22 protein-coding genes and 1 riboswitch are annotated in these 17,157 nt (G+C 40.2%); of the genes, 4 read left to right on the plus strand and 18 right to left on the minus strand.

Annotated features, from left to right (window positions below):
* Positions 1-317: 317 nt before the first annotated feature.
* A complete protein-coding gene (locus tag AC3WLU_RS17865) occupies positions 318-803 on the minus strand; it encodes an NUDIX hydrolase (protein WP_413003619.1) in 486 nt (161 codons plus the stop codon).
* A 90-nt stretch (positions 804-893) separates the two neighbouring features.
* Here AC3WLU_RS17865 and AC3WLU_RS17870 point away from each other — a divergent pair, with 90 nt between their 5' ends.
* Positions 894-1,190: a HesB/YadR/YfhF family protein gene (locus AC3WLU_RS17870; RefSeq protein WP_098865529.1), complete on the plus strand. Its 297-nt coding sequence runs from the start codon at positions 894-896 to the stop codon at positions 1,188-1,190.
* A gap of 37 nt (positions 1,191-1,227) precedes the next feature.
* On the opposite strand, the gene AC3WLU_RS17875 is transcribed toward AC3WLU_RS17870, so the two are convergent.
* The 7 genes from AC3WLU_RS17875 to acnA form a co-directional block, all read right to left on the minus strand.
* Positions 1,228-1,521: a hypothetical protein gene (locus tag AC3WLU_RS17875; protein WP_034312413.1), complete on the minus strand. Its 294-nt coding sequence runs from the start codon at positions 1,519-1,521 to the stop codon at positions 1,228-1,230.
* Between the two features lie 24 nt (positions 1,522-1,545).
* On the minus strand, positions 1,546-1,977 hold the full coding sequence (locus tag AC3WLU_RS17880) for an acyl-CoA thioesterase (RefSeq protein ID WP_492597668.1): 432 nt from the start codon (positions 1,975-1,977) through the stop codon (positions 1,546-1,548).
* A gap of 157 nt (positions 1,978-2,134) precedes the next feature.
* Entirely contained in the window at positions 2,135-2,380 is a 246-nt protein-coding gene (tlp, locus tag AC3WLU_RS17885) for a small acid-soluble spore protein Tlp (RefSeq protein ID WP_098865528.1), read from the minus strand.
* 66 nt (positions 2,381-2,446) lie between these two features.
* Positions 2,447-2,590 carry an acid-soluble spore protein N gene (locus AC3WLU_RS17890; protein WP_048678620.1) on the minus strand — a complete coding sequence of 48 codons (144 nt, stop codon included), beginning with the start codon at positions 2,588-2,590 and terminating at the stop codon, positions 2,447-2,449.
* 129 nt (positions 2,591-2,719) lie between these two features.
* Positions 2,720-2,848 carry an FbpB family small basic protein gene (locus tag AC3WLU_RS17895; protein WP_072272906.1) on the minus strand — a complete coding sequence of 43 codons (129 nt, stop codon included), beginning with the start codon at positions 2,846-2,848 and terminating at the stop codon, positions 2,720-2,722.
* A 338-nt stretch (positions 2,849-3,186) separates the two neighbouring features.
* Positions 3,187-3,720, minus strand: coding sequence for a redoxin domain-containing protein (locus AC3WLU_RS17900; protein ID WP_063576389.1), 534 nt, complete (start codon positions 3,718-3,720; stop codon positions 3,187-3,189).
* 204 nt (positions 3,721-3,924) lie between these two features.
* Positions 3,925-6,636: an aconitate hydratase AcnA gene (gene acnA / locus AC3WLU_RS17905; RefSeq protein WP_048678624.1), complete on the minus strand. Its 2,712-nt coding sequence runs from the start codon at positions 6,634-6,636 to the stop codon at positions 3,925-3,927.
* 385 nt (positions 6,637-7,021) lie between these two features.
* On the opposite strand from acnA, the gene sspO reads away from it, so the two are divergent.
* Positions 7,022-7,174 carry a small acid-soluble spore protein SspO gene (gene sspO / locus AC3WLU_RS17910; protein WP_034312428.1) on the plus strand — a complete coding sequence of 51 codons (153 nt, stop codon included), beginning with the start codon at positions 7,022-7,024 and terminating at the stop codon, positions 7,172-7,174.
* Between the two features lie 162 nt (positions 7,175-7,336).
* Here the strand turns inward: sspO and AC3WLU_RS17915 are convergent, their stop codons facing one another.
* Positions 7,337-7,600 carry a hypothetical protein gene (locus AC3WLU_RS17915; protein WP_034312430.1) on the minus strand — a complete coding sequence of 88 codons (264 nt, stop codon included), beginning with the start codon at positions 7,598-7,600 and terminating at the stop codon, positions 7,337-7,339.
* A 116-nt stretch (positions 7,601-7,716) separates the two neighbouring features.
* Between AC3WLU_RS17915 and AC3WLU_RS17920 the strand changes: the two genes are divergently transcribed.
* Positions 7,717-7,860: a small acid-soluble spore protein P gene (locus AC3WLU_RS17920; protein ID WP_063576391.1), complete on the plus strand. Its 144-nt coding sequence runs from the start codon at positions 7,717-7,719 to the stop codon at positions 7,858-7,860.
* A 182-nt stretch (positions 7,861-8,042) separates the two neighbouring features.
* On the opposite strand, the gene AC3WLU_RS17925 is transcribed toward AC3WLU_RS17920, so the two are convergent.
* From AC3WLU_RS17925 to tenA, 9 genes are read right to left on the minus strand one after another with little or no spacing between them, the layout of a single operon-like run.
* Complete coding sequence (locus AC3WLU_RS17925) at positions 8,043-9,062, minus strand: thiazole biosynthesis adenylyltransferase ThiF (RefSeq protein ID WP_063576392.1); 1,020 nt, start codon at positions 9,060-9,062, stop codon at positions 8,043-8,045.
* Entirely contained in the window at positions 9,059-9,826 is a 768-nt protein-coding gene (locus AC3WLU_RS17930) for a thiazole synthase (protein WP_057275905.1), read from the minus strand. Before AC3WLU_RS17930 ends, AC3WLU_RS17925 begins: the two co-directional genes overlap by 4 nt.
* 1 nt (position 9,827) lies before the next feature.
* Positions 9,828-10,031 carry a sulfur carrier protein ThiS gene (thiS, locus tag AC3WLU_RS17935; protein WP_034312438.1) on the minus strand — a complete coding sequence of 68 codons (204 nt, stop codon included), beginning with the start codon at positions 10,029-10,031 and terminating at the stop codon, positions 9,828-9,830.
* Positions 10,032-10,045: 14 nt separating this feature from the next.
* Positions 10,046-11,170 carry a glycine oxidase ThiO gene (gene thiO / locus AC3WLU_RS17940; protein ID WP_492597669.1) on the minus strand — a complete coding sequence of 375 codons (1,125 nt, stop codon included), beginning with the start codon at positions 11,168-11,170 and terminating at the stop codon, positions 10,046-10,048.
* A 1-nt stretch (position 11,171) separates the two neighbouring features.
* Positions 11,172-11,783, minus strand: a complete 612-nt coding sequence (gene tenI / locus AC3WLU_RS17945) for a thiazole tautomerase TenI (protein ID WP_063576394.1) — start codon at positions 11,781-11,783, stop codon at positions 11,172-11,174.
* 40 nt (positions 11,784-11,823) lie between these two features.
* On the minus strand, positions 11,824-12,600 hold the full coding sequence (locus tag AC3WLU_RS17950) for an energy-coupling factor transporter transmembrane component T family protein (RefSeq protein WP_369316073.1): 777 nt from the start codon (positions 12,598-12,600) through the stop codon (positions 11,824-11,826).
* The gene (locus tag AC3WLU_RS17955) at positions 12,601-14,064 is read right to left on the minus strand and encodes an ABC transporter ATP-binding protein (RefSeq protein WP_492597670.1); all 1,464 of its coding nucleotides are present in this window, start codon (positions 14,062-14,064) and stop codon (positions 12,601-12,603) included.
* Between the two features lie 12 nt (positions 14,065-14,076).
* On the minus strand, positions 14,077-14,661 hold the full coding sequence (locus tag AC3WLU_RS17960; protein WP_268565189.1) for an ECF transporter S component: 585 nt from the start codon (positions 14,659-14,661) through the stop codon (positions 14,077-14,079).
* 15 nt (positions 14,662-14,676) lie between these two features.
* Positions 14,677-15,360: a thiaminase II gene (gene tenA / locus AC3WLU_RS17965; protein WP_413003632.1), complete on the minus strand. Its 684-nt coding sequence runs from the start codon at positions 15,358-15,360 to the stop codon at positions 14,677-14,679.
* A 136-nt stretch (positions 15,361-15,496) separates the two neighbouring features.
* Positions 15,497-15,628, minus strand: a riboswitch (TPP riboswitch).
* Between the two features lie 737 nt (positions 15,629-16,365).
* On the opposite strand from tenA, the gene AC3WLU_RS17970 reads away from it, so the two are divergent.
* Positions 16,366-17,094, plus strand: coding sequence for a protein kinase domain-containing protein (locus AC3WLU_RS17970; protein WP_413003660.1), 729 nt, complete (start codon positions 16,366-16,368; stop codon positions 17,092-17,094).
* The last annotated feature ends 63 nt before the right edge of the window (positions 17,095-17,157 follow it).

Raw genomic sequence — 17,157 nt, forward strand, 5'->3', positions numbered from 1 at the left:
CCCTACGTTCCAATCAACGTCCAAATTGTACAAGCCATAAAAATAGACAAACTCGATTTTTATCAAGTTTGTCTACAGTCTGATAGCTGCAGGAATCTGCAGCTATTTTTGTGTGTCCTCATATGGGTACGAAACGATCTTACGGGCAATACCATTTCCGGATTTCCTTTTACAAGCCCCGACTTTATGAGGAAATTAATTAGATGGATTAATTTCAGAGTCTTGCTTAACTCATAAATATATCAATATTCCGAATATTCCCCCGCCGCTTTGGCTCAGGAATCAAAAAGGCAAAAAAAACCGCAAATGGGCGGTTTTCAATTGAAAGTCAATTCTTTTGCCATATCATGCAGAGGCTTCTTTTTGACTGATATTAATTGTTCATTTTCATAGGTACATGCAAATTTTTGTGGTGGTTCATCCTGTAATATATCTTTCAGGTAATACTTTATGTTGGACACAACTTCACTTGCCTCCATAACCCATTGAAATGGCTTCCAGGCAAGTTCCCCTTCATCACAGGCAGATAGCCCTCCCCCTTCATCTTCAGCTCTGTAAACATACATTCCACCTGTTTCATTCCATGTCACGATTCCTCGAAAGCTCATCCCCCTTACTTTCAATCCAGTTTCTTCAAGAATTTCGCGTTCCATCGATTCATCGATGGTTTCACCTTTTTCTATTTTCCCGCCTATGCCATTCCATTTATGCCGATTGGGATCCTTTTGGCGAAATAGCATCAACACTTCGACTTCGTTGGATCTTTTTCGAGTTATGAAACAAATATTGTATATAATATCCATTGTTATTTCCTTTCTTAAACGCACATTATTCGCATCTACCGCATAATTACTTTATACTTAAATAACGAACCTCTAGGAAGGAGAATGAGTATGAAACTGACCATTTCCGATCAAGCAGCTAAGTGGTATATTGATGAACTGGGGCTTCAAGAAGGCTCTCATTTGCGCTTTTATGTAAGATATGGCGGGCATAGTACCGTCCAAAGCGGCTTTTCATTAGGTATCATGCAAGAAGAACCAGAAAATGCAGCGGCCACAACGACTATGAACGAGATTAATTTTTATGTAGAAGAAAAAGATTTATGGTACTTTGATGGCCACGATTTACTTATTACTTTTAATGAAAAACTGACTGAACCAGAATTTCAATATGAAAAGAGTGCTTGACAATAAAGCAGCGGTGTAAACTGCTGTTTTTTCTTGTTCAATCGAGCAGGCGCTCTTCAATATCTTCCGCCCTAAGAATTTCCGCTTGTTTATCTCCTAAAAGATCAAAATGAGAATAGCCATCCTTCCTGTGATGAATCCACTCTTTTTTTAGCCCGTATTGCTTACCCCACTCCGCTAAACGCCTTAAATCCTTGCACCCGACTTTTGTTACCGTCTTGCAACCGGGAAATCGGTCATCCAGCCAATAATGAGTTAAAAAAGCTATTTGGCCTTGATCGATTTTCTGCTTCCAGGCTACGATATCTACCCGTTTAATCCCAAAAGCCATTTTTGATCACCTCAATAATTGTAATTAAACCAATTCATCCTGCTTTTTATTTTTCTCATAGGCCTCATGCCATTCAGGATACATGCGTTTAATGGATATTGGGCGGAAGCTCTCCTTTTTAACGCAAACGTGGGAAGAATGACCTGTAGCCGCCACTTCATTTTCCCCATTAACGATCTCATACCCATAAACGACGCGTAAACCGTCATATTTTTCAATCCAGGTTTTAATTTTCACCTTATCACCATATCTAACAGGGGTTTTATACGAAGCTTGAATATCCATAACAGGCGAGAGGATGCCATCCGCTTCCATATCAGCATAATAAAACCCTAAATCATTTATCAATTTTGTCCTGCCTAGTTCCATCCATATTAAATAATTCGCATGGTAAACAACACCCATTTGATCTGTCTCTGCATACCGCACTTCAATTTCGTTTTCAGCTATGAACATTTTGTTTCCCCACTTTCATTTCTCTTGCAATAAACATTTTACCATAACAATTGTGCAAATTTCATTTAAGCTGTCTTTATAGACTGTTTCCCTTCATTGAACCTAAAATGAAAGGGGAGAAAGATTTCTCATCTCTTTCTCCCCTTTACCTAGTTGTTTACATATTATCGTTACTATAACCGTTTTCCCGTGCTTCCTGCTCATCTTGCATTTCTTCCTTCATTCCATCAATGCTCTTTCTTCTTCGTTCATTTTTATCCTGAATTGCCTGCTTTTCTTCCCCTGAAGAAAATGATAACGTTTCATTTGCAGCGATTATGTTTTCTTCCGTATTTTCTATTGCATCTTGAATTTTTTCAACATTATCCAAACGATTATCAGGATTGTGCTTATTTGCGCCCATTATTTTCACCTCATGTTATTTATTTACATAATATTATTACGATTACTTTATAAGCTTGTCCCTTGATTACTCGCCTTTAGTTTGAATGACCTGAGCATGTTTGCCTGATTTGTCCTGCATTTTCTTACCGTTGTTCCCGCCCGCTGCTATTGGCTGTGTTCCTTGATGGCTCGGTCTAAAGTGTTTGGAATCTTTTTTTGGATTACCCATTCTATCGCCTCCTTCTCTTATCATGGATAAAAAAGAGGAAATTCATGAATGCCAGTTTTTGAAATAGTTATGAAAAAAGAGCCAGCACCTTGAAGGGACCTCATGGCACTGACTCTTTTTATGCAAAGACTATTCAGCCTTTTGCATATGTTTTTTTTCAAGACGTTCTTCAAGTCTTTCCATTTGTTTAACGTCCATCAATAATTCCCTTTTATTTTCTTTAATTAATTCTTCAAATGTCCTTTTTCTTTTCTTCATGCTTTTCACCTACTTTTTTAATATACAATTCAGCATTGCCAAATTAACGTAAAATTATGACTATATGGTTTCCATCCCTTTAATTGTCATAATTATCAGATTTTTAGCCCGATAAAAATTCCATATCTCCACTCTTACTTTAACCCTTTTTTCATAAACTTTAACCATAATTTTTTAATTTTTTTGATTTTTCCATAAAAGTTTGACAACTTTGTTAACATACATAAAAACGGAACCTCATAAGGTTCCGTCTTGTAATAAAAAACGTTCCTTGTTTTCAGAAACCGGGGTTTTCGGCAGGAGTGTGTCGCAAACACTTCAAACTTCATAAGATTACCCTACTGCATACTATTTATATTTCGTTCCATATCTTTTAAGGTCATGGCCGAAATTACCTTATTCCTGATAATGCCTTTTTTGTCGATGAAGTAAGTTGTCGGTATGCTAAGAATTTTGTAGCGCTCATTCACTGGATTTTTTGCACTTTGACTATCCAGCGGTATGGTAAAAGTAATTCCATTATCCTCCACAAATGCTTGTACATCATTTTCAGGGTCAATATTGACTGCAAGTACGACGACATCATCACCCGCTTGTTGTGTGTATTTCTCCATATCCGGCATTTCCTTCTTGCAAGGCGGGCACCACGTTGCCCAAAAATTCAGCATTACCTTTTTTCCCTCATAATCCGATAATTCAACTTGTTTACCATCCAAAGTTTTCAGGGAGAAATTCGGTGCTTTAGCTCCAATTTTCAATCCGCCCAAAGCATCTTTTTCGTCATCTCCCTTTGATTCATTATCCATCGCCTGCACGATCGCTACAGTAATAAGTGATAGTAAGGCCACCGAAGCAATAATTTTTTTAAGCATACTCGTCCTCCTAGTCCCATTACAATAAAAATATTAGTCCATTTCCAGAATTAGAACAACTTCCCTATTCCATCTTAACAATAAAAGGGTATGCAGAAAAGTGCAATTCCTATAAATCATATCATCATATCTCATTGTTTCATAAACCTGACACAAAAAAAGCGGTAAACCTATAATAGGTTTACCGCTTCCTAAAAGCTGAAATTAGCCTTTTAATTTATTACGTAATACCATTTGAAGGATACCACCGTGACGGTAGTAGTCGATTTCGATTTCGGAATCGAAACGAACAAGTACATCAAATTCTTTTACGTTTCCAGCTTCATCAGTAGCTGTAACTTTTACGATATCACGCGGTTTAACCGTTTCGTCGATTTTAACTGCGATCGCTTCTTTACCAGTCAATCCAAGCGTTTCAGCGTTTTCGCCTTCTTTGAATTGAAGTGGAAGAACACCCATTAATGCAAGGTTAGAACGGTGAATACGTTCAAAGCTTTCAGCGATGACTGTTTTGATGCCAAGAAGGTTAGTACCTTTCGCAGCCCAGTCACGAGAGCTTCCCATACCATAGTCTTTACCAGCGATTACTGCAAGACCTGTTCCATCAGCTTTGTATTTCATACAAGCATCATAGATAGCCATTACATCGCCTGTTGGCCAGTAAGTAGTGTAACCACCTTCTGTACCTGGAGCAACTTGGTTACGGATACGGATGTTTGCGAATGTTCCGCGCATCATCGCTTCATGGTTACCACGACGAGAACCGTAAGAGTTAAAGTCACGCGGTTTCACACCGTTTTCGCGAAGATAGATACCAGCTGGTGTATCTTTACCGATTGCACCTGCAGGGGAAATATGGTCAGTTGTTACTGAGTCGCCGAATTTACCAACTACACGCAAGCCGGAAAGTGGGTTAACTGAACCCGGTTCTGGTGATAATCCTTCAAAGAATGGAGGATTTTGAATGTAAGTCGATTTAGAATCGAAAGCATAAATCGCTTCGTTGCTTGTTTGGATTTCATTCCAACGTTTGTTATCGTTGAATACTGTTTCGTATTCTTTACGGAATAATTCCGGTGTAACTGTCGCTTTAACAGCAGCGTTAACTTCTTCTTGTGATGGCCAGATATCAGCAAGATATACATCGTTACCATCTTTGTCTTTACCAAGAGAATCATTGTTAAGATCGAAGTCCACAGTTCCAGCAAGAGCATAAGCTACAACCAAAGTAGGTGAAGCAAGATAGTTTGCTTTCACTAGTGGGTGAATACGACCTTCAAAGTTACGGTTACCAGAAAGCACTGAAGTTACTAGTAGATCAGCTTCAGCAACAGCTGCTTCGATTTCGTCAGCCAATGGACCTGAGTTACCGATACATGTTGTACAGCCGTAACCAACTACGTTGAATCCTAATTGATCAAGGTATGGTTGAAGACCTGCATCACGAAGGTAACCAGTAACAACTTTAGAACCTGGTGCCAATGATGTTTTTACATAATCCGGAACAGTCAAGCCTTTCTCAACTGCTTTTTTAGCAATAAGACCCGCTCCAAGCATTACGTACGGGTTAGAAGTGTTTGTACAGCTCGTGATTGCAGCAATTGCAATCGCACCTGTTTTCATTACCGTTTCTTTGCCATCGGCAAATTTAACAGTTACTTCTTTATCCAATTCAGAATTGTCCATGCCAAAACCTTGGTTGCCCATAGGTGCATTGATCGCGTCATGGAAAGATTTTTTCATTTGAGAAAGTGGAATCAAATCTTGCGGGCGTTTAGGGCCTGAAAGGTTTGGTTCAATTGCTGAAAGGTCGATTTCCACAACATCATTGTATGCTGGATCTTCGTTTTCAGGAGAGTAGAACAAACCATTTTCTTTGCAGTATGATTCAACCACTTTAATTTGTTTTTCATCACGGCCTGTTAAGCGCATGTAATCGATCGCTTCTGCATCAACAGGGAAGAAACCAACTGTAGCACCGTATTCAGGAGCCATGTTAGCGATTGTTGCACGGTCAGCAAGTGGAAGGTATCCTACTCCTGGGCCGTAGAACTCAACGAATTTACCAACTACGCCGTGTGCACGAAGAACTTGTGTTACTTTCAATGCAAGGTCAGTAGCTGTTGTACCTTTAGGAAGTTGGCCAGTCAGTTTAACACCAACGACTTTTGGAACTGGGAAGTAAGATGGCTGTCCAAGCATGCCTGCTTCTGCTTCGATACCGCCGACACCCCAACCAAGAACACCAATACCGTTGATCATTGTAGTATGTGAATCTGTACCGAAAACAGAATCAGGGAATACTTCGAAGTCTCCGTTTGGAGTTTCAACAGCATGAACCACGTTCGCAAGGTACTCTAGGTTAACTTGGTGAACGATACCAGTTGCCGGTGGAACTGCACGATAGTTGTTGAATGATTTTTGAGCCCAGCTTAGGAACTGGTAACGCTCTGCATTACGTTCGAATTCAAGATCCATATTGGCATCTAGGGAATCCATTGTACCTGCTTTATCAACTTGTACAGAGTGGTCAATTACAAGGTCAACCGGGATTTCCGGGTTGATTTTGTCAGGATCTCCACCAAGTGCCGCGAAAGCATTACGTAAAGAAGCTAAATCAACAACAACTGGAACACCAGTGAAATCTTGTAGGATTACACGTGAAGGCTTGAACGGAACATCTATATCTTGTTGCTCGCTTGTTCCCCATTTAGCAAGGTTCGCAACGTGTTCTTTTGTGATTACTCTTCCGTCTACTTGGCGAAGGACCGCTTCAAGTAATACTTTAATGGAATATGGAAGGCGTGATACTTGGCCATCCCCTGCTTTTTCAATAGCGTCTAGGCTGTAGTAGTTGTAGCGTTGCCCATCAATTTCAAAGGACTTACGCGCTTGGTATACGTCATTTTTCGTCATGAATATTACCCCCTATTAAACTGTCAGAACGTATTCTGCACATGAAAGTAAAACCTGGTTCACTGAAACCATGTTTACTATAAATATAAGTAAAAAAGTTAGTTTGTCGAATTTTCTCTCTCTTCTCCCACCCTAACTCTTCCTTCAACTTAATACTAATATAGAAATGAGTATAAGTAAATAACAAGAAAGTTATTGTTTTTGATAAGTTTCTCTTATAGAAAAAAATCCCCCACATATTAAAGGGCATTTAAGAAGACCTGCTGATATGCATTTTCTTGAAAATCCCCCTATTTGCGGCCTGATAAATTATTCCATCAAAACATATTGACACTTCATACATAATCATTCGACATTATCACATTCTATGGGTGGAGGTGTCGAAATGACAAAACAAAAGGCAAATCATGTTATACCAGGTATGAATGCAGCAAAAGCGCAAGGTAATGGGGCTGGATACAATGATGAACTGGGAAATGAACCGCCATTATCGGAAATGCAAAGGCAAAACAATAAAAAAAGAAAGAAAAACCAATGATTCCCCTCATTTTTAGACTTTAAATAGGATAGGCTTTTTGAAATGGCAGATGTCCTGCATTTTTCAAAAAGCCTATTCCTTTCTAAAATCAATTAACGCACAAGTAAAACGCGCAAAACCCAAGACTAATGCGCATGGACTCATGACGAAAGAACCTGTCACTCAATAGTCCTCAGAATTGACCTCATTGACGATTGCCTGGATATCCTGTTCGAATTTTTTCAATTGTTCTTTCTGATGTTCGGAAGCGGTGACTAAAGCAGATTGTATTTGTTGATAGGCCTCGTTCACTTCCTGCTTCACATGTTTCAATTCCGTCCCGTAATTCGGTGCGTTTTTCTCAATGGATGAGTATACATCAAATACTTGTTGATAACTTTGCTGGGCTTCCTGAAAAGACCTTCGCTTATCTTGTTTATCCTGCATTTGGATTCAGCTCCTTAAATATGGTGTCCATCCATAGCATGTACGAGGTTTGCAAATATATGTATGTGAATAAAATTTCACGGACTGATTATCTTAAGAGATAGGAGGGATCGAACATGAACAAAAACGATGGTAAAGATATGCGAAAAAATGCTCCTAAAGGAAATAACCCAGGTCAACCAGCACCGTTAAGCGGTTCTCATAAGGTGAAAAACAGGCAGCACTCCCGTCAGAAGCATAATAGCAGTCATGATATGTAAGCTGCTTAAATAATCGTTCCATAACAAAGCGGTGCCGCCCCAAAAAGGCAGACACCGCTTTCGTTTTATATTTCTGAAGCAAATAAACCACATTGGGAAAATGTTCGATACCTTCCTATTATAAGGGCATCTTTTTTTGGCACTCTTTCACGGGTATAAACGTGAATTGCAAGTCGGTGCGTTCAGCCAAAATAACGATGATATAACGTTTTTGCTTCTGCAATATCTTTTGTTCCATGAATCAACGCCCGCCCGTCTTTAAAAACGACCAACCGATGGGCTCCAATGGTAAATGAAAGTAAATAAGGATTTCTGTCGATCTTACCACCTTGTGCGATAAGATTATTTTCGAGTTCCGCTAAGTCTCTTTCAACCCTCATTGCCGGCCGGATTTGGACGGAATCCCTACCGCATAAAACGGCGGTCTTTGTTCGATTTGAATAAGAGAGGTGGGGATACGTTCGATTTGACCCACATGACAAACAAGTATCCTTTTTTAATTTCGCAACATTTATCGATGAATGTTCATTTTTCCAAAGATCAAATGAAACGATTTTGTTTCTCAGCGATTCGTGATCTTCGACAAGGATTTTTAAAGCTTCCGCCATTTGATGGGCAACGACCGTTTGAACGGCAGGACTGATGATTCCCGCCGTATCACAAGTCAGTCCTCCAATCGGGACCGTTTCCAGCAAACAATTCAAACATGGTGTCTTCTCTGGGATCACCGTGTAACTTATCCCATAACTCCCTACACAGGCACCGTAAATCCAGGGGATTTTATATTTTTGTGCAGTATCGTTAATAAGCATCCTTGTATCGAAATTATCAGTGGCATCCAATATCAAATCCACGCCTTCAACAAGCTTCGCCAATTCATCAACCGAAACATCCGCCACATGTGATTTTACGATTACATCCGAATTTAGCGCATTCAGGCGATTCTTCGCTGCCACTGCTTTCGGTATTCTTTTTTGTGCATCATCTTCACAATAAAGCTGTTGTCTTTGAAGGTTGCTCCACTCTACATAATCCCTGTCAACAATGGTGAGTTTCCCAATTCCGGCTCGAACAAGGCCTTCCGCAGTTCCCGTACCGAGAGCACCCGCTCCAATCACCAAAACGTGTTTTTGGCGAATTTTCATTTGCCCTTCTTCCCCAATAGGACCAAAAAGTTCTTGACGTGAATAACGCTCATTCATCCAATGCTCAATCCTTCAACTGGGCTGCTTGCAATCGCGTAATCATTTTTTTCGATTCTTCCTGCTTCATACCCCAATCGCCCTGCCTCAATGGCAAGTTTCATTGCTCTCGCCATTTTGACTGGGTCTTTCGCCCCGGAAACAGCAGTGTTAAGCAATACGCCATCCGCTCCCAATTCCATGGCGATCGCTGCATCAGAGGGTGAACCTATCCCTGCATCAACAATTACCGGCACCTCTGATTGTTCCATGATGAACCGTAAGTTCAGTGGGTTTATAATGCCTTGACCAGAGCCAATTGGTGAAGCTCCGGGCATGATTGCATGGCACCCCACTTCTTCCAGGCGTTTAGCGAGCAAGACATCATCCGAAGTATAAGGTAATACGGTGAATCCCAGTTTCACTAATTCTTCAGCAGCTTTCAATGTTTCAATCGGGTCAGGCAGCAGTGTTTTTTGACAGCCAATGACTTCAACCTTAATCATGTCACATAAGCCAGATGCCTTTGCAAGCTGGGCTATGCGCACTGCTTCTTTGGCTGTTTTAGCTCCTGCCGTATTGGGAAGGAGTGTGTATTTCTTCAAATCAAGCTTTTCCAAAAAATTGGGCTGACTGGCTTCAAAAATGTTCATTCTCCGGACCGCGAATGTTAATATTTCCGTCTCCGAAACCTCCACTGATTGTTTTTGAACATCGAAATTTGGATATTTCCCAGTACCTAATAATAATCTTGAAGAAAATTCATAAGAACCAATCTTTAACATATCATCCGCCTCCTACAAAATGTACAATCTCTACCTTGTCTCCATTTGACAAAAGTGTTTCACTTAGACTTTCTTTTGCTAATATTTCATCATTCAATTCAACGATCACTACTTTTTGATGTAGATTAAAGTGTTGTAAAAGCCCTGTAACTGTTGATTCTTCAGCAGGAATCCGTATTTTTTCCCCGTTAATAATCAATTCCAATTCATCCACCTCCATCAAGAAAAAAGGGGCTGTATCGAACGGTCCAATCGAAAAGGGGACCATTCGGGATTTGCCTTCCTTTCCAAAATATCCGCTATAAGTACACCTGTAATTGGAGAAAGCAAGATACCATTCCTATAGTGCCCCGTTGCAATGAAAAGTCCTTTGCATGCCGGATGTTCACCGAAGTACGGTAAGCCGTCCCCAGTTTGGGGGCGTATACCTGCCCATGTCTTTTCCAATTCGGTTCCTTTAATCGCCGGAAGCAATTGCGTTGCTCTTTCTATTAACGTAGAAATCCCCTCAAGACTTACCTTTTGATCGAAAGTGTTCGCTTTAACCGTTGCCCCGACAATGATTCTTCCGCCAACTTTGGGCACAAGATAGCAGCCATGTGAGAAAATTGTCTTTTCAATCAATGGACGATCGGCCAGGACGGAAAAGCACTCTCCCTTTACTGGATAACTGTCGAGTATGATCCCTGATTTTTCCAGGAGGAAAGCACTCCAAGCGCCACCTGCCACGATGACATTTTCACTTGAAAATCTACCTATGTCCGTGACAACTCCCGTTACACATCCGTTTTCCGTAACCAAATCGGAGACATGAACAAATTCCTTTATATCCACACCAAGGGCAGCTGCAGATTCAGTAAAAGCGAGCGACAGTCTTGTGGCTGAAACTTGTCCATCATTCGGAATGAACATGGCTCCTTTTATCTCATCCGATAAAAGCGGTTCCGTTTTCCTTATTTCGGCAGTCGATAGCCATTCAGCCTCAAGTCCGGCATTTTGCTGGACTTTGATCATGTTCTTCAACTCGGCTACTTGATCACTCGATAGCGCCACCTTATACATGCCCTTATTCACTAATTCGATGTCTATTCCACTTATGTCTTTTAATTCTTCCGCCAGTGCAGGAAACATCGCCCTGCTTCGACTTGCCAATGTAAAAAGGGGATTATCAGCATCTAACTCGGATTGTGCTCCTAACATCCCGGCTGCAGCACTGGATGCTTTACTGGCAAGTCTGTCTTTTTCCAATAAGAGAACCTTCTTACCTCGCTTGGCTAATTGAAAGGCAATGGATCCACCTATTACTCCTCCCCCAACAATGATTGCATCATATATGGAATTCATATTATGTCTCCTTTCCCAAAGACTTCGCATATTCTTTAACGGCTTCAATCGGATTTTCAGCTTCAAGCACACCTGACATGACCGCAATTCCGTGTGCCCCCGCATCCAGCACGTCTTGGCAATTGAAAGGTGTTATTCCTCCTATCGCAATTATCGGAAGATCGACATTTCTTGTGATTGCATGAAGCTCCTCAACTCCCCTAGGAGGAAGGCCAATTTTTGAAGCCGTTTCAAAAACATGTCCATAAATCGCGTAATCGGCCCCTTTGCTGAATGCGGCTTTCGCTTCATCCATGGAATGGATCGAACAGCCAACATTCATCCCTGGAAAAGCTCCTTTTACGACTTCTGCATCTAAGCTATGAAAAGCCAATTGCACACCAAATGCTTTGTGTACCCAGGCTACATCCACCCGGTCATTAATGATGATCTTAGAAAGCGGAATCTTATTATCATGTAATAGCCTCACTGCTCGATAGAGTTCCGAAGCACTCCTATGCTTTTCCCTTAGATAAAAGAAATCAACATGTTCCTGAATGTTTGAAGCGATTTCCACAAACTTTTCAATTGGCTGTTTCCCAGTGGAAATTATATGCAATTCATGTGCATTCATACTAGAACCCCCAACTAGTAAAGTTACAATCTCATAAAAATCAAATAGATACTAACGGGAATTGAATCGATAGGTAAAAGCCGGCCAACAGCAGGATGATAAAATACAGAATGAAACCATGGTCCATTTTTGAAAAACCAAATTCATAATAGTATGTTCGATCCCGAGTGTCTGTAAATCGCTTTGCCTCCATCGCAACCGCGATTCGGTGAGCACGTCTGATGCTTCCGGATAACAACGGGATGGAATAGGCTTTCATTTTAAAATAGACCGACCTTATCCCTTTTCCTCTTTCGAAACCGCGTACCTTCATCGCGTTTCGTATCGTTTGGAACTCCTCCATCATAATGGGAATCAGCCTTAATGCCGCCATGAAACTATAGGCATATTTCGGTTTAAGCTTAACTTGCTGCATTAACGAATAAAACAAGTTCACTGGTCTCGTCGTTAAGGAAAAAGTTAAACCAAGGGCCGCAAAGAACAAAGCTCGAAAGCCTACCAGTAATCCCCTCATGAAACTTTCTTCCGAAATCGATATGAGGCCCCACTCAAACCAAAGCGTCTCACCTTGCCCGAATAATATCATTGCGGAAGAGGTGGATATAAAAATGAAACAAAAGGGAATCGACAAAAGCAGGATGCGTTTTATCGAATGCCCGGTAAAAAACAAAAATAATATCAATACGCCAATGGTGATGTTCATCATATAATTCAGGTCATGAATGAATAACGCCACGATGCATAATACAATCAGTACACCAAGTTTAAGGCTTGGATTAATTCCATGGAGCCATGTTTCTGCGTTTGAAACATTCATCTACATGACACTCCTTTTAACTTTGGTCTCGACAAAACCGGCTTGCGCGATGTTTTTATCACTTATTACGTTTCCGCCCTTAACCGTCCAGATCCTGGTTGCAAAGTTTTTTGAAATATGTTCGTCATGAGTTACCATGATCACGGTTATACCGCGCCTTCGATATTCCTCGAACCATTCCAATAATGCAAAGGTATTTTTCGAATCTTGACCAAATGTCGGCTCATCCAGGAGAATGATTTTTTTGTCGATTACGATTGATGCTGCTACGCTTAAGCGACGCTTTTGACCCATTGATAATTGAAACGGATGTTTATCCCGATGTGCCTCAAGGCGGAACACTTTAAGCAATGAGCGGACTCTCTCATCTATTTCTTGTTGCGGCCTTTTATCAATACGCAATGAATAAGCAATCTCTTCATATACAGTATTTGCAACGAACTGAAACTCAGGATTTTGAAAGACAAACGTCATATGATCCGTTGGATTTTTCACCATTTTAATGGCGTTCCCCAATAATTCATACGTACCTTTCGTTTTTATGAACTGCATCAATGCATGCAAAAGTGTACTCTTGCCCGCACCATTTTCTCCCCTGATCACAATCCATTCTCCTGAATGGACCTTCAGCCCTTCAACGTGTATTTTTTCCTCTTTATTCCGAAAACCGCTAAATCCTTGCACATCCAGAAGAGGTAAACCATCTGTAAATTGGTGTTCCCTAGTGGGTGCATACTTCTGTATATATTCATCCCAAACACCAGGGAACCAAATTCCATGTTCTCTCATTTCATTTTTATATAGGGAAATAATGGTGTCTCTTGGACCATCAGCTATGATTTGACCGTCATCGTTTAAAAGCACGATTCGTTCGATGAATTCTAAAACATGGTCAATTTTATGTTCGACGATAATAACCGTTTTGTCTTTTCCGACTTCCTTCAACAAGTCCCAGATTTCTTTCGTTCCTTCCGGATCAAGCATGGCTGTCGGTTCATCTAAAAATAGCACTTCTGGTTCAAGGGCCAATACTGAAGCGATTGCCAGACGCTGTTTCATCCCGCCTGATAATGTTTCTATACTTGTATGCCCTAGGTTCAATCCTACATTACGGATTTGATTTTCAATTTTCTCTTTCATTTCTTCTTTAGGGACGGAAAGATTCTCAAGGACAAAGGCAATTTCCTCATCGGCAAATGGCATGCAAAACTGGCTATCAGGATCTTGAAAAACATATCCCCATGAAGAAGGGCATTTCAATTCCTCCGCTTTCATCGGGACTTCGATGGAATTCGGAATCAATCCGCTTAACACTTGCAACAGAGTGGACTTACCACATCCTGATGGTCCCAACAATAGCACTTTTTCTCCTTGATCAAACGATAGTGATAGGTCCTTGAATATCAAAGATTCATCACCGGGAAATTTCATTCTTAACTTTTCAACAGAAACGATTGGTTCCATGGCCCTCAACCTCTACTTTTGATCCAGTTCTGCATAATCTTTATTGGAAACCGGACGCACAAGATTTGTTACTCCTGTTGCTTCCAGGACTTTAACTAGATAATAAGCTGTCACACCTGCAAAGAATATGGAACCCACAAACCTCGCTATCATGAATAACGATAGATTCCAAGTTGAAAGCGCACCTATTTCCCCGTATGCAAAATCCATGATAACTGATGCCAGGCAGGAAGCTATCGCAGCTAAAACGGCCACCTGCATATTGAATTTTTTATATTTGAAAGTCATGAACACCAGTTCCGCGAACAAACCTTGGACCACCCCATATAACAGTACAGTCAGCCCCCATGGTGAACCAAGGAAGAACTCCCCGGAAGCTGCAGCTATCTCCGCCAAAAGTGCCACACCCGGTTTCCGTAAAATTAAGAAGGCGACGGGGCCAGCTATAAACCACATTCCATAAATAAGTTGATCCAGATGTAATCCTAATGGTTTAACGGAATAATAAATCGAACCCCAAAGGATATAAACGATTCCAAATGCTACCGCAATCACGATCGTGACTAATATATCCGTTAATTTCAATCCTTTTTTCATTGTTTCATTCTCCTTTTATACTTCTAATGTTTCCTTATGAACGGGCCATGTCTCTAAACGATAAGCCATTTCCCAAAATGAGTATTCATATTGGCTGCTGAGAATAAAATGTTCTTTCATTCTCGCCTTATCTTCTTCAGTTACTTTTTCAGCAATCTCATCCAGCCTCGCAATTTGTTCTTCCACCAAAGTGCGGAACCACTCTCCTCCGTAAGCCGCTATCCATTCTTGATAAATCGGCTCTTCGGGCATGCACCCTTGCAGCTTTTCACCTATCTCATAATACAGCCAGTAACACGGCAAGATAGCTGCAATAACATCTCCTAAATGTCCCGAATAAGCCGCACGATACATATGGGAAGTATAAGCATAGGCAGTCGGGGCAGGCTTGAAATCTTCCCGTTCTTCTTTTGTGATGCCTAATCTCTCGGAAAAATTCTCATGAAGCTTCAACTCCGCTTCATATGTTCCTTGTGCATGGCCGGCAAGCCTGCTTGTTGTATGTAAATCTGTAGCTTTGACTGCCCCTAAGGCTTGAACTCTAGCAAAATGAGATAAATAATAGGCATCTTGCATGACATAAAAACGGAAACACTCCAATGGCAATGTGCCATCTCCTATTCCTGCTACAAACGGATGATTAAAACTAGCTTCCCAAATGTGATTAACTTCCTTACGGATTTCCTCTGAAAACTTCATGTCCATTACCTCCAAATTGTATTTTTTCATTGAACGTTACAGAAAAAAAACACTTATCACCCCTTTTTTTGCAAACAAAAAACCACTTTCTTAAACGTAAAGAAAGTGGTTGTACTTGAAATAATACAGAAATGTATAGTTCCAGACCCCACTTCCCTACGCTGGTATAAACCAGATCAGGTTCTAAGGGTCTTAAAGTCATACTTCAATCTCAGCTTTTGTGGGTAAAAAATCAACTTTTACCTATAAAGCACCCCTAGTGGTACAAATTGTATATTAAATTCATTTGCCTTTATATTAACACGATAAATCCAATTGTCAAACGTATTAGAAAAGTTTTCTTGATTTAGGGTTACTAAACTTTCAATCTTCCATACCCTCATTTCCCGTAGCCTTCAAAGAATTTGATCAAAGGGAGCTCAGTTAGTAGTTTTACTGGTGAGTTTTACCGGTTTACTCGTGAATTCTACTGTTTTACTCGTGAATTTTGCCGGTTTACTCGTGAATTCTGCTGTTTTACTCGTGAATTGGCCACTTGACTCGTGAATTCAGCAGTTCACTCGTGAGTTTTGCAATTTTACTCTTGAATTTGATGAATTCACAGTAATCCCCTTTTGAACTTTCCATCAAACCAGCTCACTATTGTGACGCCGGTTAGGGATTTCCCAAAGCAACTTCTCAACTCGCGCCCATCCACCTCCTACTCTTTTATTATGAATTCATTATAGTAAACTTAATATTTTTAAAAACCATATAATTTCATAATGTGAAATTATAGGAAAAGTTTATTTTTAATTGTGAACTATCAAAAGATCGCCCCGAAGAAATGACTTTCATTACCGCATTATCAAAAATCAGTGTTAAACTATCCATGTTCAAGCTTAATTAATAACGGCCTTTTTTTGTTCTTGACTTGAATAGATGAAAGTGGTGAGGAAAGTTTCAATTTTGCGTACATTTAGAAAGTTATACCAATTTTTTGTGGATATACCTTTAAAAAAAGGAGTGGTTTTGAATTACCGCTACGAGGTAAAAGCTGTAATCGGAACAGGAAGCTACGGTATTGTTTATCGTTGCAATGATTTGAAAATGAATAAAAATATAGTGATCAAACAGCTCCGGAAAAGTAAACGCCGCAGCAAAAAAGAGCTGAAACAGTTTGAAAATGAAATTTCCATATTACGAATGTTAAACCACAGAAATATCCCTAAATTTCACGAGAAATTTTCGCAAGATGGAAATGTTTATTTTGTGATGGATTTCATAGAAGGGAATAATTTAGAAGACCATATTTTCTCGAATCAATTAACGTTCAATGAGAAAGAGTCTCTATATTTTCTGGATAAGCTGGTCGATTTAGTATGTTATCTACATGAGCATGACATTTTCCATCAAGATTTACGTATACCGAATATTCTACTTAAGAACCATCAGCCCATTTTGATAGACTTTGGTTTGTCCAAGATGATCAATTCGGACAACCTCGCTAAAGAATCCATTTTGCAGCTGAAAAGGCAGGATTTTTACGACTTGGGGGAAATACTTCTATATGTACTTTATACGACGTACGCTTCCAAAAGTAAAAAAGCACTTCCTTGGACAGAAGAGCTTTCGTTAGAAAAAGAAACCGTACATTTACTGAAAAGGTTATTAAGCATCCAAGAACCTTACTCAGATATTAAAGAAATCTCAATGGACCTGAAGGCTGTATTGAAGTCAAAGAATTGGAATTAGCTGCTGCTGCCCCGCCCTTTTCTCTTGTAGCGGTCACTTCCACTCATGGGATACCTTTTGTAC

It is taken from the genome of Peribacillus sp. FW305-BF15 (assembly GCF_058783805.1).

What these genes read in the sequence shown, in the direction of transcription:
- AC3WLU_RS17865 (WP_413003619.1), bottom strand. Translation starts at nt 803, where the DNA reads ATGGATATTATATACAATATTTGTTTCATAACTCGAAAAAGATCCAAC.
- AC3WLU_RS17870 (WP_098865529.1), top strand. Translation starts at nt 894, where the DNA reads ATGAAACTGACCATTTCCGATCAAGCAGCTAAGTGGTATATTGATGAA.
- AC3WLU_RS17875 (WP_034312413.1), bottom strand. Translation starts at nt 1,521, where the DNA reads ATGGCTTTTGGGATTAAACGGGTAGATATCGTAGCCTGGAAGCAGAAA.
- AC3WLU_RS17880 (WP_492597668.1), bottom strand. Translation starts at nt 1,977, where the DNA reads ATGTTCATAGCTGAAAACGAAATTGAAGTGCGGTATGCAGAGACAGAT.
- tlp (WP_098865528.1), bottom strand. Translation starts at nt 2,380, where the DNA reads ATGGGCGCAAATAAGCACAATCCTGATAATCGTTTGGATAATGTTGAA.
- AC3WLU_RS17890 (WP_048678620.1), bottom strand. Translation starts at nt 2,590, where the DNA reads ATGGGTAATCCAAAAAAAGATTCCAAACACTTTAGACCGAGCCATCAA.
- AC3WLU_RS17895 (WP_072272906.1), bottom strand. Translation starts at nt 2,848, where the DNA reads ATGAAGAAAAGAAAAAGGACATTTGAAGAATTAATTAAAGAAAATAAA.
- AC3WLU_RS17900 (WP_063576389.1), bottom strand. Translation starts at nt 3,720, where the DNA reads ATGCTTAAAAAAATTATTGCTTCGGTGGCCTTACTATCACTTATTACT.
- acnA (WP_048678624.1), bottom strand. Translation starts at nt 6,636, where the DNA reads ATGACGAAAAATGACGTATACCAAGCGCGTAAGTCCTTTGAAATTGAT.
- sspO (WP_034312428.1), top strand. Translation starts at nt 7,022, where the DNA reads ATGACAAAACAAAAGGCAAATCATGTTATACCAGGTATGAATGCAGCA.
- AC3WLU_RS17915 (WP_034312430.1), bottom strand. Translation starts at nt 7,600, where the DNA reads ATGCAGGATAAACAAGATAAGCGAAGGTCTTTTCAGGAAGCCCAGCAA.
- AC3WLU_RS17920 (WP_063576391.1), top strand. Translation starts at nt 7,717, where the DNA reads ATGAACAAAAACGATGGTAAAGATATGCGAAAAAATGCTCCTAAAGGA.
- AC3WLU_RS17925 (WP_063576392.1), bottom strand. Translation starts at nt 9,062, where the DNA reads ATGAATGAGCGTTATTCACGTCAAGAACTTTTTGGTCCTATTGGGGAA.
- AC3WLU_RS17930 (WP_057275905.1), bottom strand. Translation starts at nt 9,826, where the DNA reads ATGTTAAAGATTGGTTCTTATGAATTTTCTTCAAGATTATTATTAGGT.
- thiO (WP_492597669.1), bottom strand. Translation starts at nt 11,170, where the DNA reads ATGAATTCCATATATGATGCAATCATTGTTGGGGGAGGAGTAATAGGT.
- tenI (WP_063576394.1), bottom strand. Translation starts at nt 11,783, where the DNA reads ATGAATGCACATGAATTGCATATAATTTCCACTGGGAAACAGCCAATT.
- AC3WLU_RS17950 (WP_369316073.1), bottom strand. Translation starts at nt 12,600, where the DNA reads ATGAATGTTTCAAACGCAGAAACATGGCTCCATGGAATTAATCCAAGC.
- AC3WLU_RS17955 (WP_492597670.1), bottom strand. Translation starts at nt 14,064, where the DNA reads ATGGAACCAATCGTTTCTGTTGAAAAGTTAAGAATGAAATTTCCCGGT.
- AC3WLU_RS17960 (WP_268565189.1), bottom strand. Translation starts at nt 14,661, where the DNA reads ATGAAAAAAGGATTGAAATTAACGGATATATTAGTCACGATCGTGATT.
- tenA (WP_413003632.1), bottom strand. Translation starts at nt 15,360, where the DNA reads ATGAAGTTTTCAGAGGAAATCCGTAAGGAAGTTAATCACATTTGGGAA.